This window comes from Nocardia sputi (assembly GCF_023501985.1).
Genome location: NZ_JAMFLC010000024.1, coordinates 84,592 through 97,525 on the forward strand (window position 1 = coordinate 84,592; position 12,934 = coordinate 97,525).

Consider the following 12,934-nt stretch of genomic DNA (forward strand, 5'->3'; position numbering starts at 1 on the left):
CCCGCTCACGACTTCGCCGCGGCCGCCGCGCGCAGCATGGCCGCGGTGAAATCATCGAGGGGGTAGAACAATTCGATGGCCAGTTCCGACAGTGTGACGTCGGCCGGTGCGCCGAAGGTGGCCATGGTGCTGAACATGGACAGTTCACCGGCGGGTGTGCGGATCCCCATCGGCACCTCGAACGGGCTCGGCGGCGCGTCCGCTTGCGCCTGCGCGGCATCCGCCTCGGGTGGATCGGGATAACCGGATACCTCCTCGTACAGCGCCGCCAGCTCCGCGTCGCCGCTCGCTGCGACCTGCCTGGCCAGCCGCTCCAGGAACAGTTCGCGCACCTGGGCGAGGTTGGCCAGCCGGACCGAGAGCCCCTCCGGGTGCAGTACCAGCCGGTACACGTTGGGACGAGGCGCACGCAGGTGCTCGGGGACGCCGTCCATCAGCACGCTCATCGCCGCATTGCCCACCACGACGTTCCACAGCCGATCGATGACCACCGCCGGGTACGGTTCGTGCGCGCTCAGCATGGTGTCCAGCGCGGCCCGCACCGAGATGAGGTGCGCGTCGTCGAGGCTGCTCTCCCGGTAGGCGGGCGCGAAACCGGCGGCCACCAGCAGCGTGTTGCGTTCGCGCAGCGGCACCTCCAGTGTGTCGCACAGCCGCAGGACCATCGCGCGGCTGGGTGCGGCCCGGCCGGTCTCCACGCAGGACAGGTGACGTGCCGAGGTGTCCGCCGCGAGTGCCAGGTCGAGCTGGCTCAACCTGCGCCGTTGCCGCCATTCGCGCAGGAGGGCGCCCACTCTCGACGGTGTCTGAACCGATGCCACCCGTCCAGCTAAGCAGCCGTCGCGCGGTGCGGCCATGACCTGCGAGGTCATTGAGACGCCCACCTCCGGCCGCCAGGGTTGGTGCCGGGAGCCGATCGGCGCCCTCGGATCGACCGACAGGAGTACGACATGACCCCCACGACCCTGGCCGGGCCCGGCCGTAGCGCCGCGTTCCTGCGCTCCGCGCTGCGCGTGGACGGCTGGAGCACCGGGATCTTCGGTGGGGTGCTGCTCGCCGGGGCCGGATCGTTGCGCGGCCCCCTCGGGCTGCCGATCGGCTGGAGCATTCCGTTCGGCGTCGTCATGCTCGGCGGCGCGCTCGCGCTGCTGTCGATCGCCCGGCGCCCGGTGATCCGCGCGCGCCACGCGCGGGCGGTGGTCGCCGTGAACGCCCTGTCCGCGGTCGGGATGATCGGGCTGGCGGGCTCGGGCGTCCTCGCGCTGACCGGTCTGGGCGTCGTCTTCCTGCTCATCGGCGCGGCGACGGTCGCCACCTTCGCCGGCCTGGAATGCGCCGGCCTTCGCGAACTCGGTGAACGGCGGTGACCGTGTACGGCACCGATCCCGCCGAGCCGACGAGGCCGCCCCTGGCCCGGTTGCTCGCCGCGCGAGTCGCGGCCTGGGCGCCCGGTGACGGTGCAGCCTTCGCCGCGACGTTCACGGCTGACGCCTATTTCGTCCCGGTGATCGGCGAATTCGTCCATCGGGCCGCCGAACTCGTCGAGGTGATGCGGGAGGGATTCGACGGCTTCATGAAAGGCACCCGGCTTTCCGAGCCCGAGGTCACCGCGGTCCGCTTCCCGGCGCCGAACGTGGCGGTGATGGTGATCCCGCCACGCGGCGAGTGGATCGCGCGTCCGGGCGATCAACGGGGAAATCCTTTGCGTACGAAGTCGCCTGTCGAGTAGAGAAATGCGAATGGGCCTCCCAACACCCGAGATCAGACTGCTCGTCCCGGATGACTGGGCGGTGTTCCGGCGCATCCGGCTCGAGGCGCTGGCCGACGCACCGCAATTCTTCGGCACCACCTCGGCCGAAGCGCGGGCAAAGACCGAAAGCGACTGGCGGGGTGCGCTGTCGGATCGGGCGCAGTTCCTGGCCGAGGCGGGCGGGGCCGCGGTGGGTACCGTCGCGGGCATGCCCGACCGGGAACGCGGTGGCGTAGACCTGATCTCGATGTGGGTGACGCCCCGGGCTCGGGGCACCGGCGTGTCGGACCGGCTCGTCCGCGCGGTGCTCGACTGGGCGGTCGTGGGCGGTCATGCCGTGGTCCGTTTGGAGTTCGCCGAGCACAATGCCTATGCCGAGCGCCTGTACCTGCGCAACGGCTTCGTCCGCACCGGGGTGAGCGGACCCGTGGCTCCGGGCGATCCACGATGGGAATTCGAGATGGAATGGCGGCCGCCGAAGCCCGGTTTGCCTGCCGATCCGTAGGGTATCCGGGCCTCGACGGCAGCCGGGACGTCCGTCCCCACCGCGACGCCGAACACAGGAGACAGCGATGAACGACCGCGAACCCACGGACAAGGAGACCAGCGCTCAGCGTGCCACCGATGTCCCGGCCGGCGGGCCGGGCAGTACCGAGCAGCCGTCCAACGGTACGGCGGCCGGTGTGGGCGGCGCGGCCCGGACAAGCCGGAAGCCGCGGCAGGCCGTTCCACCGCGAGCCGCGGACACGCCCACCGAGGCGAGCGGTGACGCTGACGCTGCCGGAGGACGGAAGCTCGAGCCGGGGAGCACGGCGCAGAACGCCGCCGCGCAGGCACGGGGTACCGCTGGTGCGGCGGGGGAGACGGTCACTTCGGCGCAGGTCTCGGCGGACGCGGCCGGTGCCGCAGGAGAACCGGAGCCCGAGACCGTGACTTCGGCGCAAGACTTGGAGAACGCTGTCCTGGAGTCGGCGGGGCAGCCGGAACCGGTGACTTCGGCGCAGGGCCTGGAGGATGCCGCCGTGGAGACCCTCGGTGCCGCTGGTGCGGAAGGGGAGCCGGAGCCGGAGACAGTGACTTCGACGCCGATTTCGGCGGACGCGGCCGCGACGTCGGGCGACACCGGCGGCGCGGTAGGGACACCGGAGCCGGAATACACCATGCGGCGCTCGGCCGAGGACGGCAGCAGTCAGGCCGCGCCGATAGCGGAGTCCGTCCGCCGGGCCGCCGAGCGCGCCGAACAGATCGAGGCGGACACCGCCGCCGCGGCCGAACGCGGCGCGGCGGGAATCCCCGGACCGGTCAGCCGCCCGGGGCGCACGCTCCTGGAGACGCTTCGCGACAAGCCCATCTTGGCCGCGATACCGGCCTCCACCCTCGCCTTCATCCTCTGGCGCGCGTTCCGTGGCCGCTGATCTGCCTCAAACGCGCCGCCGGTAGACCTGCCGGGAGCCGCCCTCCGGCCCGGGAGCCGCGTCCTCCGCGGGATGGAAGCCCATGCGCGCGTAGAACGCTCGCGCACCGCTGGAGACCGCGCCGGGATGATCGGGCCCGAAAGTGACCGCTTCCAGGGTGCCCGGCGCGAGCACGTACCGGCGGATCGCGTCCGTGGTCAACGCCCGGCCGATGCCGTGCCCACGGGCCTGTTCGGCGACCACCAGCCAGTGCACCCGGTAGACCGGCGGGTGCGATCCGAACATGAGTCCGCCGAGCACCTCCGCCCCGGCGGACCGGGCGACCAGCGCCGTGCCGCGCCGGACGTGCCGCAGCACCGTGGCACGGAACCCGGCGTCGTCGACCATCGCGCCGAACCAGTGCTCGACCTGCCCCGCCAGTTCGAGTATTGCGGCGAGGTCGTCCTCTCGCGCAAGCCTGACAATCATCCGGGCCATCGTGACAGCATCGGCCGACTCCGTCGACTCGAGCCGCTTCACCTGCCCGGCACACCAGTACGTTCTCGAATTCGCGGCCGGCTGTCGGCCGGGCCGCGAACGCCTCATGGCCGCAGCACCGACACCAAGAACTCGGTCTGGTCGTACACGGTCTTCTCGAAGACCTCATCGAAGTAGATATCGAAATGGCCGGCGGGATAACGCTTGACCACGGCGTGCTTGGTGCGTTCGGCGGCGCGCAGCGCCGATTTCACCGGAGCCACGGAATCGTCGTCGCACAGTGCGTACAGCACCGGCATCTTGAGCGCCTTCGCGCGTCGCCCAGGCGCGTCGAACAATGCGGAGAATGCCACACGTGCCGCCACTTTGGGCTCGTAGGTCTCGCTCTCGTCGGTCAGCCTACGGAAGCCGTCCGGCACGTCCGGCGCGCTCATCAGCGCCGCGGCACGCTTGCGTCCGGCGAGCCGGATGCGGACCGGCCTGCGCAGGATCGGGCTGAGCAGCAGGTCGGCGGCCGCGATGGTGGCCACCTTGATCAGGCTGATCGGTCCCTTGGCCAACGCCGAGGACAGGCCGCTGGTGAACGGGACCTGCGCGACCACGGCCGCGAGGTAGGCATCGTCCGGCGCGACCGACAGCACGTGCCCGCCGCCGAACGAGGTGCCCCACAACGCGATCCGGGTCGCGTCGATGCCACGCAGTGTGCGCGCGTACGCGATGGCGGCATGCCAGTCGGCGCGCTGGCGCGCGATGCTCAGCAATTGGCGGGGCGTGCCCTGGCTGGCGCCGAAATGCCGATAGTCGAATACCAGGACCGCCATTCCCGCGGCCGCGAAACGCCGCGCGTAGCGATCCAGTCCCATTTCCCGATTGGCCCCCAGGCCGTGTCCCATCACCACTAGCGGGCGGGGCTTGGGTGCGCCGTCCGGGCGATAGAGCCACGCCGCGCACTGCTCGCTTCCGGATGGGAAGCCGACCTCGACACGTTCCATGGCCACCAACCGTACCCAGTATCCTGTTCTCGCGGACGAGTTGGTCGGGCGGCCGCGGCGCTGGGAACGGGCACGGTTGTGCCGCCGCCCGGCGCCGAGGAAAGTCCGGACTCCACAGAGCAGGGCGGTTGCTAACGGCAACCCGGGGTGACCCGCGGGAAAGTGCCACAGAAAACAGACCGCCCACGGCCTCGCGGCCGTGCGGTGAGGGTGAAACGGTGCGGTAAGAGCGCACCAGCGCCCCGGGTGACCGGGGCGGCTAGGTAAACCCCGCCCGGAGCAAGGTCGAAGGTCGCACCGCTCGCGGTGCGGCTGCGCAGGTGTTCGAGGGCTGCTCGCCCGAGCCTGCGGGTGGACCGCTCGAGGCACCCGGCGACGGAGTGCCCAGATGGATGGCCGCCCCCCGGCCACACGGCCGGGGACAGGATCCGGCTTACAGACCGACTCGTCCGCCCGCCCGGCCTGCTTCGCACACCGGCCCGATCCCTGGCGAGGAATCGAGCGGGTGTGCGAAGCACGCCCTCTTCAGGAGCGGGTCAGCACATGAGTTTGGCCATTTGGTAAATAGCCTTCGCCTCCTCGGAGCTGGGCTGGGTGGCGCCGCCCGCCCGCTTGGTGATGTTGCCGACGACGTCGTCCTCGGATTTGCCTGCCCCGAGGTCCGCGCACGTCTCGGACAGGATCGTCGCGATCTTCGCGTCGTCCTTGCCGTCGGCCAGCTTCGGGAACGCGCCGCGGAAGCTGACGACGAAAGCGCCCGCCTTCACGTTGTCGACCTGGGTCGCGGCCTGCGCCGCCGCCGTCGTGGTGGAGGAGGTGGCACTGCTGGTCTTGTCGTCGCCGCAACCGGTGAGGAGCAGGGCGAGGAGGGTGGCGCTGGCCGCGATCGCGGCGGTAGTTCTGGTCACGCAGCGGGATGCTAGCGGCCGACAACCACCGCCGCCTCCCGTCAGGTGAACGGGAGGCGACGAGTAGTGAAGAAAGAATCGCGCGGTCAGACCGGGTTGATGACGAAAACCTGAGCCCAGTACGCGGCCTGCTCGGGGCCGAGCAGAGGCAACAGGTAGTCGAACAAAATCGATGACATAGGTAGGGGGCTCCCAATTGTCGACGTGCGGGACATTTCCGAATGCGCGGGCGAACGCGACGCCCGTCACGGCGGGCCACGTTAGCAGCGCGGGCGTGCTCGTGCCGTCGGGCGAGAATTCCGTGTGCCCGATTCGTACGGAACTGGCCCTGATCGTGATCGACGTCATAAAGTAGTCGCCGTTGGTAAAGCCCGGTGCGGGGCAGCATCGGGCGATTCATACTTCGATCGCGGGAAAGCAGGTCTCGAGACATATGCGAGTAGTTCGCTCCATGGTCGCCGGCGCATTGGTCGCAGGCGCCGCTTCGGTTTTCGCGGTGCTGGGTGCGGGTTCCGCCGGCGCTGTCGCGGTGACTCCGCTGCAGGGCGGGGTCCAGGTCGACCTCAGTCCCGCCGACACGGTATTCGTGCACCAGAACAATGTGGGCCTGGCCATCGCCGGGCTGCCCCATCCGTCCGCCGCCTCGTTCGGTCAGGCGCTGGACGCCGCGGCCGAGGTGTCGTCCTCGGTGCCGGGTGGCCGGGTCACCTTCACCGTCTACGGTCCGTTCGACCAGTTGAACGGCACCATGCTGGCGCTCCAGTAGTACCGGCGCCTCAGCGTGGAACTCCACCAGCGGATCGTCTCGGCGCCCGTCGATTTCGGTGCCATACGGTCGGAGTTCGGTCTGGCCTCGGCGTATCCCGCCGAGGCCAGTGCGGAGGCCCGCGACGCGGTGGACGCGTTCGCGGGCGACCGCGTCGATCGCACGGACATCCCGTTCGTGACGATCGACCCGCCCGGGGCCATGGACCTGGATCAAGCCCTGCATATCGAACGCACCCCCGGCGGCTTCACCGTGCACTACGCGATCGCCGACGTGGGCGCCGTGATCGCCCCCGACGGCGCGCTGGCCGAAGAGTCCGGCGCCAGGGGCCAGACCTTCTATCTTCCCGACGGCACCGTGCCGCTGCACCCGCCCGCCCTGTCGGAGGGGTCGGCGAGCCTGCTTCCCGAGCGGACGCGTCCGGCCGCGCTGTGGACCATCGAACTCGACGAGCAAGCCGAACCGGTGCACTACTCGGTGATCCGTGCTCTGGTGCGCTCGCGGGCCCGGCTCGACTACGTCCAGGTGCAGGCCGACGCGGAGGCCGGTCGGCTGCATCCCTCGATCGCGGCCCTGCCGGAATTCGGCGCGCGGCGCATCCAGGCGGGGGTGGCGCGCGGCGCGATCGGGTTGCGGTTGCCCGCGCAGACCGTCGTCAAGGACGAGCGCGCCGACGGGCACTGGCGGCTGGTGGTGGAACCGCGTACCGCCGCCGACGACTGGAACGAGCAGGTCTCGCTGCTGACCGGCATGTGCGCGGCGCGGATCATGCTGGACTCGGACGCGCCCGCCCAGGAGCGGGTCGCGCTGCTGCGCACCATGCCGCCCCCATCCGGATCCGCGATCGATTCGATGCGCCGGACCGCGCAGGCGCTGGGCGTGGCCTGGCCCGCGGGCGAAGCGGTCGGGCGGATGCTGGCCCGGCTGGACACCCGCACACCAGCGGCGCTGGTGCTGATGTCCGAGGCGACAACCCTGCTGCGCGGCGCCTCCTACACCATCGTCGACGGCGTCGCGGCAGAGCCGCCCGCGCCGGACGCGCTGCGGCACAGTGCGATCGGCGCTCCGTACGCGCACGTCACCGCACCGCTGCGGCGGCTGTCGGACCGGTTCGCGACCGAGATCTGCCTGGCTCGATGCGCGGGCGCCGAGGTGCCGCGCTGGGTGCGCGAAGGGCTGGCGAGCGCGGCCGACGCCATGCGGCGCAGCGACGGCGTCGCGAGCAAGATCGAGCGCGCCTGCATCGACCTGACCGAGTCGACCCTGCTGGCGCGGCGCATCGGCGCGCAGTTCGACGCCGTGGTGCTGCGCGAGGCCAACGGCAACCGGCCTGCCGTGGTCTTCATCGCCAACCCGCCGGTGCTCGGGCCGTGCGTGGGCGAACCACCGGAAGGGGAGACGGTGCGGGTGCGGTTGGTGTCGGCAGACCCCAGGGAGCGGAAAGTAGCCTTCGCATACCCCGCGTGAACGGCAGCGGGACCTATCCGAACAGCGCCGCCGCCGTGGCAGGATAGCGGCTCAGCTCACGACCGGCCGCCACGTCCTCCGCGGCCGCGAGAATCTCGTAGAGCCCGGCGTCCTCACCCGACGCGGCGGCCTCGGCTGCCCGGTGGAGGATCGCCTCGTGCGACTCCACCGCGTCCCGGTGATCGCCGAGCACGGTCTGAAGCTTCTTCGCGTGGCGGCCGCGCTCGGCGGCATCGTCGCCGAGCACCTGTTCCGCGGCCTCGCACGAATACCGTAAACGCTTGGCACTCTTGCGGATCTCGTGCAGTACCTCGACCCGTTCGTGCGGGTCGACGGTAGGCTCGGCGCGGACGAGGGACTGCAGCCGGTCGAGATCGCGCCGCAGCACTTCCTCGAAGACGTCCGTGGCGGATGTCTCGGCGCGGGAGTGACGCAGCGGCGGATCGGTGCGCCACCCGGACAGCTCTTCGCGCAACTCCCGGTAGCGCGCGCCGTCCAGAGCGGCCAAGACCTCGTCGTGCGCCGCGCGGTAGCGTTCCCGCTCGGCGTCCACCAAGCGCGCGGTGACGGCGTCGATGTCGGCTCGGCGGGCCCGCTCGGCGTGCTCGGCCAGCAGTGCGGCGAATCGATCGGCGCGCACCTCGGCGTCCCGCGCCTCGCCGAGCAATCCGGCCAGCCACTTCAGTTCCGCTCCCATCGTGGCGGCCGGTTTCTTGACGAGCAACTTGCCGTAGGACCGCAGCACGCTGCGCAGCCGCCGGGTGGCCACCCGCATCTGATGGACCGAATCCGGTGCGTCCGCGCGGACTTCCGGTTCGGCGGCCAGCAGGCGGTCGACGTCGTCGCGCAAAGCGCCGATGAGTGCTTCCCCAGCCATGGTCACCATGCTCACCGCGCTTTCGCGAATCGGTCGGTCGCTTCCACCAAGTGATGGGTGATGCCGGGCTCGCTCGCCGCGTGGCCCGCGTCGTCGACGATGTGCAGGACCGAACCGGGCCAGGCGCGATGCAATTCCCATGCGCTGACCGCCGGGCAGACGATGTCGTGGCGGCCCTGCACGATTACAGCGGGGATGTGCGCGATGGTCCCGATGTCGCGCAGCAGCTGTCCCTCGTCGAGGAATCCCGCGTGGCGGAAGTAATGGTTCTCTATTCTGGCGAAGGCCAGCGCGAAGCGGGGCTCGGCCGCTTCGGCCACCCGATCCGATCGCGGCAGCAGCGAACTCGTCGCGCTCTCCCACGTGGACCAGGCGATCGCGGCCGTGCGGGCGAGGTGTTCGTCGGGCGAATGCAGCAGGCGGTGATAGACCTCGACCAGATCCTGGTCGCGTTCGTCCTCGGGCACCGGTGCGAGGAACTTTTCCCACTCGTCCGGATAGACGTAACCTGCGGCGCCGTTGTAATACCAGTCGATTTCCTTGCGGCGCAACAGGAAGATGCCACGCAGCACCAATTCGGTCACCCGTTCGGGGTGGCGCTGCGCGTAGGCCAGCGCGAGCGTGGAACCCCAGGAGCCGCCGAACACCTGCCAGCGTTCGATACCCAGGTGCTCGCGCAACGTCTCGATGTCGGAGATCAGGCGCCAGGTGGTGTTGTGCTCCAGACTCGCCCCGTCGGCCAGGTGCGGGGTGGAGCGGCCGCAACCACGCTGGTCCAACAGCACGATCCGGTAGGCGGCCGGATCGAAGAACTCCCGATGGAACGGCGCGGTGGCGCCGCCGGGTCCGCCGTGCAGGAACACCACCGGCTTGCCGTCCGGATTCCCGCTGACTTCCCAATACACCGACTGGCCGTCGCCGACCGCCAGCATGCCGGAGACATAAGGCTCGATCGCGGGGTAACGGGTGCGCATAGGGCGGCCCGGCTCAGAAAGCCAGACCGGAGGCCAGATCCGGGATGCCGAGCGCCTCCACGGCCTGCTGACGCACGTCCGGGCAGCTCTTGGTGGTGGCGCGGTCGACGATCGGCTTGTCCGACAGCACCGCGGCGTTGATGCCGCCGTTGCGCAGCGCCCACTCGTGCACCAGCGCGTTCAGCCCGATCTTGCCCAGGGTGCCGCCCTGGATACGCCAGTTGGTCAGTTCCGGCCGCATCATGTCGCACAGCTGGGCCGCGGCCGCGTCGGAGATCTCCGGGCTCGCCGGCGTGCCGCTGCCGGAGGTCGTGCCCGGCGCGGCGGTGGCCGAGGCCGTGGTCGAACTCGAGCTGCCGGTGGGGGCCGGGCCCGACTCGCTGCCGCAAGCGGTCAACGCCGCGGCGGCGAGAACGCCTGCCACCAGCAGGGTGCTGCGTGAAATCCAACGGCTGTACGGCATCGGTACCTCTGGTCGTGTCGGCATTGTCGGCATCGAGTCTGCCATTGATTTCGCCCACCGGCCCGAACCGGCCGTTTCCGCTGGGAAGAGCCGCTGAGATACCGATCGGCCGAGCGGCGCGACGAGCGCGCGCCGCCCAGCCGGTCGTCTTCCTGGAACTGGGGTCAGAAGCTGTGTTCCGGGCCCGGGAAGGTGCCCCGGCGCACTTCGTCGGCATAAGCCGCGGCGGCGGCGCGCAATTCGTCACCGACGTTGCCGAAGCGCTTGACGAACTTCGCGGTCTTGCCGCTGGTGTAGCCCGCCATGTCCTGCCAGACCAGCACCTGCGCGTCGGTGTCCGCGCCTGCGCCGATGCCGACGGTCGGAATGGTCAGCTTGCGGGTGACCTGACCGGCCAGCTCGGCGGGCACCATCTCCATGACCACGGCGAACGCGCCCGCCTCCTGAACCGCGATGGCGTCGGCGATCAGCTGCTCGGCGCCGTCGCCGCGGCCTTGCACCCGGAATCCGCCGAGGGTGTTCACGCTCTGCGGAGTGAAGCCGATGTGCGCCATGACCGGGATGCCCGCCGCGGTGATCACCGCGATCTGCTCGGCGACCCGCTCGCCGCCCTCCAGCTTGACCGCGTGCGCACCGCCCTCCTTCATGAACCGGGTGGCGGTGGCCAGCGCCTGCTGCGGGGAGGACTCGTAGGTGCCGAATGGCAGGTCGGCAACGACCAGCGCGTGCGGCGCGCCGCGCACCACGCCGCGCACCAGCGGGATGAGCTCGTCCACCGTGATGGGCACGGTGGTGTCGTAGCCGTACACCACGTTGGCCGCGGAGTCGCCGACCAGCAGCACGGGAATGCCTGCCTGTTCGAACAGCCGCGCCGAGGAGTAGTCGTAGGCGGTCAGCATCGCCCAGCGCTCGCCGTCGGCCTTCATCTGCCGCAGGTGGTGCACCCGGGTCTTGCGGACGACCTTCTCGGGCTCGGCGGGCGCCGCACCGTAGGCAGGGGTTTCCGAATCGGATACGGACATCATCGTCCCTTTCGTCTGTGTCGCCTCGGGGCCCGTCCGGGTCCCCGGGATTGTCTGACGAATTTCAGTGTGCCACCCGCCACCCGGGCGGATTAAGGCCGATGACCGGTGCAATTGGTCACAGCGCCGACTGGGTCGCCCGGCGCGGCGCCCACGTCTGCCCGATGGCAATATCGTCAGCATGTCGACGGTGCGGAGTGGGCGCGGTGCGCTGGTGGTGGCGGTGCTGGCCTCGGCCGCTGTGCTGATCTCGGGGTGCGCCGTCACCCGCACCGAATCGGGGCAGCCGATGCCGACGCCGCCCACCGGGCTGGAGAAGTTCTACGACCAGCGGGTGCAGTGGGGCGACTGCACCGGATTCGGCGGGCCGGATGACCGGTTCCCGCCCAGCACGGAGTGCGCGCGGATCACGGTGCCGGTGGACTACGCGGCGCCCGAGGGGCCCACCGCGCAGATCGCGGTGTCCCGGATCCAGGCCACCGGGCGGCGCATCGGTTCGCTGGTGATGAACCCGGGCGGGCCGGGCGAGTCCGGTCTGGGCATGTCCTCACTCGGCAACAAGACGGCGTTGGCCGAGCGTTTCGACCGGGTCGGCTTCGACCCGCGCGGCGTCGGCTCCTCCATTCCGGTGATCGTCTGCCAGACCCCGCAGGAGCAGGACGCCGAGCGTGCCGAGCCGCAGGAGGACTACACCCCCGAAGGCATCGCCGACGCCGAGGCCGACAACCGCCGGTACGCCGACCGCTGCGCCGAGCGGACCGGGAAGGATTTCCTCGCCCACGTCGGTACCCGCGAAGTGGTGCAGGACCTCGACGTGATGCGCGCCGCGCTGGGTGACGCGCAGCTGACCTATGTCGGGTACTCCTACGGAACCAAGATCGGGTCGGCGTACGCGGAGAAGTTCCCGGCGCACGTGCGCGCCATGGTGCTCGACGGCGCCGTCGACTCTTCGCAGGATCCGGTGCAGGAGTCGTTGCGCCAGGCGGCGGGCTTCCAGAAGGTGTTCGACGCCTACGCCGCGGACTGCGCCCAGCAGCCGGACTGCCCGTTGGGCACCGATCCGGCGCAGGCGGTGCCGCGTTTCCGCGCGCTGGTGGACCCGCTGTGGGACAAGCCGCTGCCCACCACCGATCCGCGCGGACTGAGCTACGGTGACGCGCTCACCGGCGTGCGCCAGGCGCTCTATACCGACGAGCTGTGGAAAGTACTCACGCTCGGGTTGTCCGAGCTGCGCGACGGGCGCGGTGACACGTTGCTCGCGCTGGCCGATCTGTACGACGGCCGCCGCGACGACGGCAGCTACTCCAACACCACCGACGCGTTCAACGCGATCCGCTGCGTGGACGATCCGCGTATCGCCGACCGCGAGGTCACCGCGCGCCAGGACGCGGAATACCGCAAGGCCGCGCCGTTCCTGGACGACCGTCGGGGCACCGGCGCCGCGCCGCTGGAACTGTGCACCGCCTGGCCGGTACCGAACACCAGCGAGCCGCACCGCATCTCCGTGACCGGTCTGCCGAAGACGGTGGTGGTGTCCACGACCGAGGACCCGGCGACGCCGTACCAGGCCGGAGTGGACCTGGCCGGGCAACTGGGCGCCGCCTTGATCACCTACCAGGGCAACCGGCACACTGTGGCGCTGGCGGGCGGCGTGTCCTGCGTGGACGACGCGGTCATCGCCTATCTGGTCGACCTGACCGAACCCGCTCCGGGCCTCACCTGCTGAGGCGGCTCGGTTGCCGACCGGCGGCGCCGTCGTTGCACACCGGGGCAAAAGCTCACAAACCGGACGATTCGACTGTGCGGAGTCTTCCGAAAACATC

15 protein-coding genes and 1 other RNA gene are annotated in these 12,934 nt (G+C 70.5%); 8 read left to right on the top strand and 8 right to left on the bottom strand.

The annotated features are described in order from the left end of the window. Nucleotides 1–5 precede the first annotated feature (5 nt). The gene (locus tag M8859_RS28805) at nt 6–872 is read right to left on the bottom strand and encodes a helix-turn-helix domain-containing protein (RefSeq protein WP_249645096.1); all 867 of its coding nucleotides are present in this window, start codon (nt 870–872) and stop codon (nt 6–8) included. 78 nt (nt 873–950) lie between these two features. Here M8859_RS28805 and M8859_RS28810 point away from each other — a divergent pair, with 78 nt between their 5' ends. The 4 genes from M8859_RS28810 to M8859_RS28825 all read left to right on the top strand — a co-directional run bounded on the left by M8859_RS28810 (nt 951) and on the right by M8859_RS28825 (nt 3,165). Beyond that, entirely contained in the window at nt 951–1,367 is a 417-nt protein-coding gene (locus tag M8859_RS28810) for a hypothetical protein (protein WP_159927275.1), read from the top strand. Continuing rightward, nucleotides 1,364–1,729 carry an SgcJ/EcaC family oxidoreductase gene (locus M8859_RS28815; RefSeq protein ID WP_249645097.1) on the top strand — a complete coding sequence of 122 codons (366 nt, stop codon included), beginning with the start codon at nt 1,364–1,366 and terminating at the stop codon, nt 1,727–1,729. The genes M8859_RS28810 and M8859_RS28815 overlap by 4 nt, the downstream gene beginning before the upstream one ends. Nucleotides 1,730–1,739: 10 nt before the next feature. Further along, a complete protein-coding gene (locus tag M8859_RS28820; RefSeq protein ID WP_159927273.1) occupies nt 1,740–2,255 on the top strand; it encodes a GNAT family N-acetyltransferase in 516 nt (171 codons plus the stop codon). 67 nt (nt 2,256–2,322) lie between these two features. Then, a complete protein-coding gene (locus tag M8859_RS28825) occupies nt 2,323–3,165 on the top strand; it encodes a hypothetical protein (protein WP_249645098.1) in 843 nt (280 codons plus the stop codon). A gap of 6 nt (nt 3,166–3,171) precedes the next feature. Here the strand turns inward: M8859_RS28825 and M8859_RS28830 are convergent, their stop codons facing one another. Both M8859_RS28830 and M8859_RS28835 read right to left on the bottom strand, forming a co-directional pair. After that, a complete protein-coding gene (locus tag M8859_RS28830) occupies nt 3,172–3,633 on the bottom strand; it encodes a GNAT family N-acetyltransferase (RefSeq protein WP_159927269.1) in 462 nt (153 codons plus the stop codon). Nucleotides 3,634–3,746: 113 nt separating this feature from the next. Further along, complete coding sequence (locus M8859_RS28835) at nt 3,747–4,634, bottom strand: alpha/beta hydrolase (protein ID WP_159927267.1); 888 nt, start codon at nt 4,632–4,634, stop codon at nt 3,747–3,749. Between the two features lie 36 nt (nt 4,635–4,670). Between M8859_RS28835 and rnpB the strand changes: the two genes are divergently transcribed. After that, nucleotides 4,671–5,086, top strand: an RNA gene (gene rnpB / locus M8859_RS28840) — RNase P RNA component class A. An 84-nt stretch (nt 5,087–5,170) separates the two neighbouring features. Here the strand turns inward: rnpB and M8859_RS28845 are convergent. Next, a complete protein-coding gene (locus M8859_RS28845) occupies nt 5,171–5,542 on the bottom strand; it encodes a hypothetical protein (RefSeq protein WP_195070162.1) in 372 nt (123 codons plus the stop codon). A 433-nt stretch (nt 5,543–5,975) separates the two neighbouring features. Here M8859_RS28845 and M8859_RS28850 point away from each other — a divergent pair, with 433 nt between their 5' ends. Then, the gene (locus M8859_RS28850; RefSeq protein ID WP_159927263.1) at nt 5,976–6,308 is read left to right on the top strand and encodes a hypothetical protein; all 333 of its coding nucleotides are present in this window, start codon (nt 5,976–5,978) and stop codon (nt 6,306–6,308) included. 15 nt (nt 6,309–6,323) lie between these two features. After that, the gene (locus M8859_RS28855) at nt 6,324–7,775 is read left to right on the top strand and encodes an RNB domain-containing ribonuclease (RefSeq protein WP_249645099.1); all 1,452 of its coding nucleotides are present in this window, start codon (nt 6,324–6,326) and stop codon (nt 7,773–7,775) included. 13 nt (nt 7,776–7,788) lie between these two features. Here M8859_RS28855 and M8859_RS28860 read toward each other — a convergent pair whose 3' ends face one another. From M8859_RS28860 to panB, 4 genes are all read right to left on the bottom strand, one after another. Beyond that, nucleotides 7,789–8,652 carry a CHAD domain-containing protein gene (locus M8859_RS28860; protein ID WP_249645100.1) on the bottom strand — a complete coding sequence of 288 codons (864 nt, stop codon included), beginning with the start codon at nt 8,650–8,652 and terminating at the stop codon, nt 7,789–7,791. A gap of 11 nt (nt 8,653–8,663) precedes the next feature. Next, nucleotides 8,664–9,626, bottom strand: a complete 963-nt coding sequence (gene pip, locus M8859_RS28865; protein WP_195140143.1) for a prolyl aminopeptidase — start codon at nt 9,624–9,626, stop codon at nt 8,664–8,666. Between the two features lie 13 nt (nt 9,627–9,639). Continuing rightward, nucleotides 9,640–10,089 carry a hypothetical protein gene (locus M8859_RS28870; protein ID WP_159927257.1) on the bottom strand — a complete coding sequence of 150 codons (450 nt, stop codon included), beginning with the start codon at nt 10,087–10,089 and terminating at the stop codon, nt 9,640–9,642. A gap of 164 nt (nt 10,090–10,253) precedes the next feature. Next, nucleotides 10,254–11,111 (bottom strand): 3-methyl-2-oxobutanoate hydroxymethyltransferase, encoded by an 858-nt coding sequence (panB, locus tag M8859_RS28875; protein WP_159927388.1) that lies wholly within the window; start codon nt 11,109–11,111, stop codon nt 10,254–10,256. A gap of 181 nt (nt 11,112–11,292) precedes the next feature. On the opposite strand from panB, the gene M8859_RS28880 reads away from it, so the two are divergent. Further along, nucleotides 11,293–12,837, top strand: a complete 1,545-nt coding sequence (locus tag M8859_RS28880) for an alpha/beta hydrolase (RefSeq protein WP_195070165.1) — start codon at nt 11,293–11,295, stop codon at nt 12,835–12,837. The last annotated feature ends 97 nt before the right edge of the window (nt 12,838–12,934 follow it).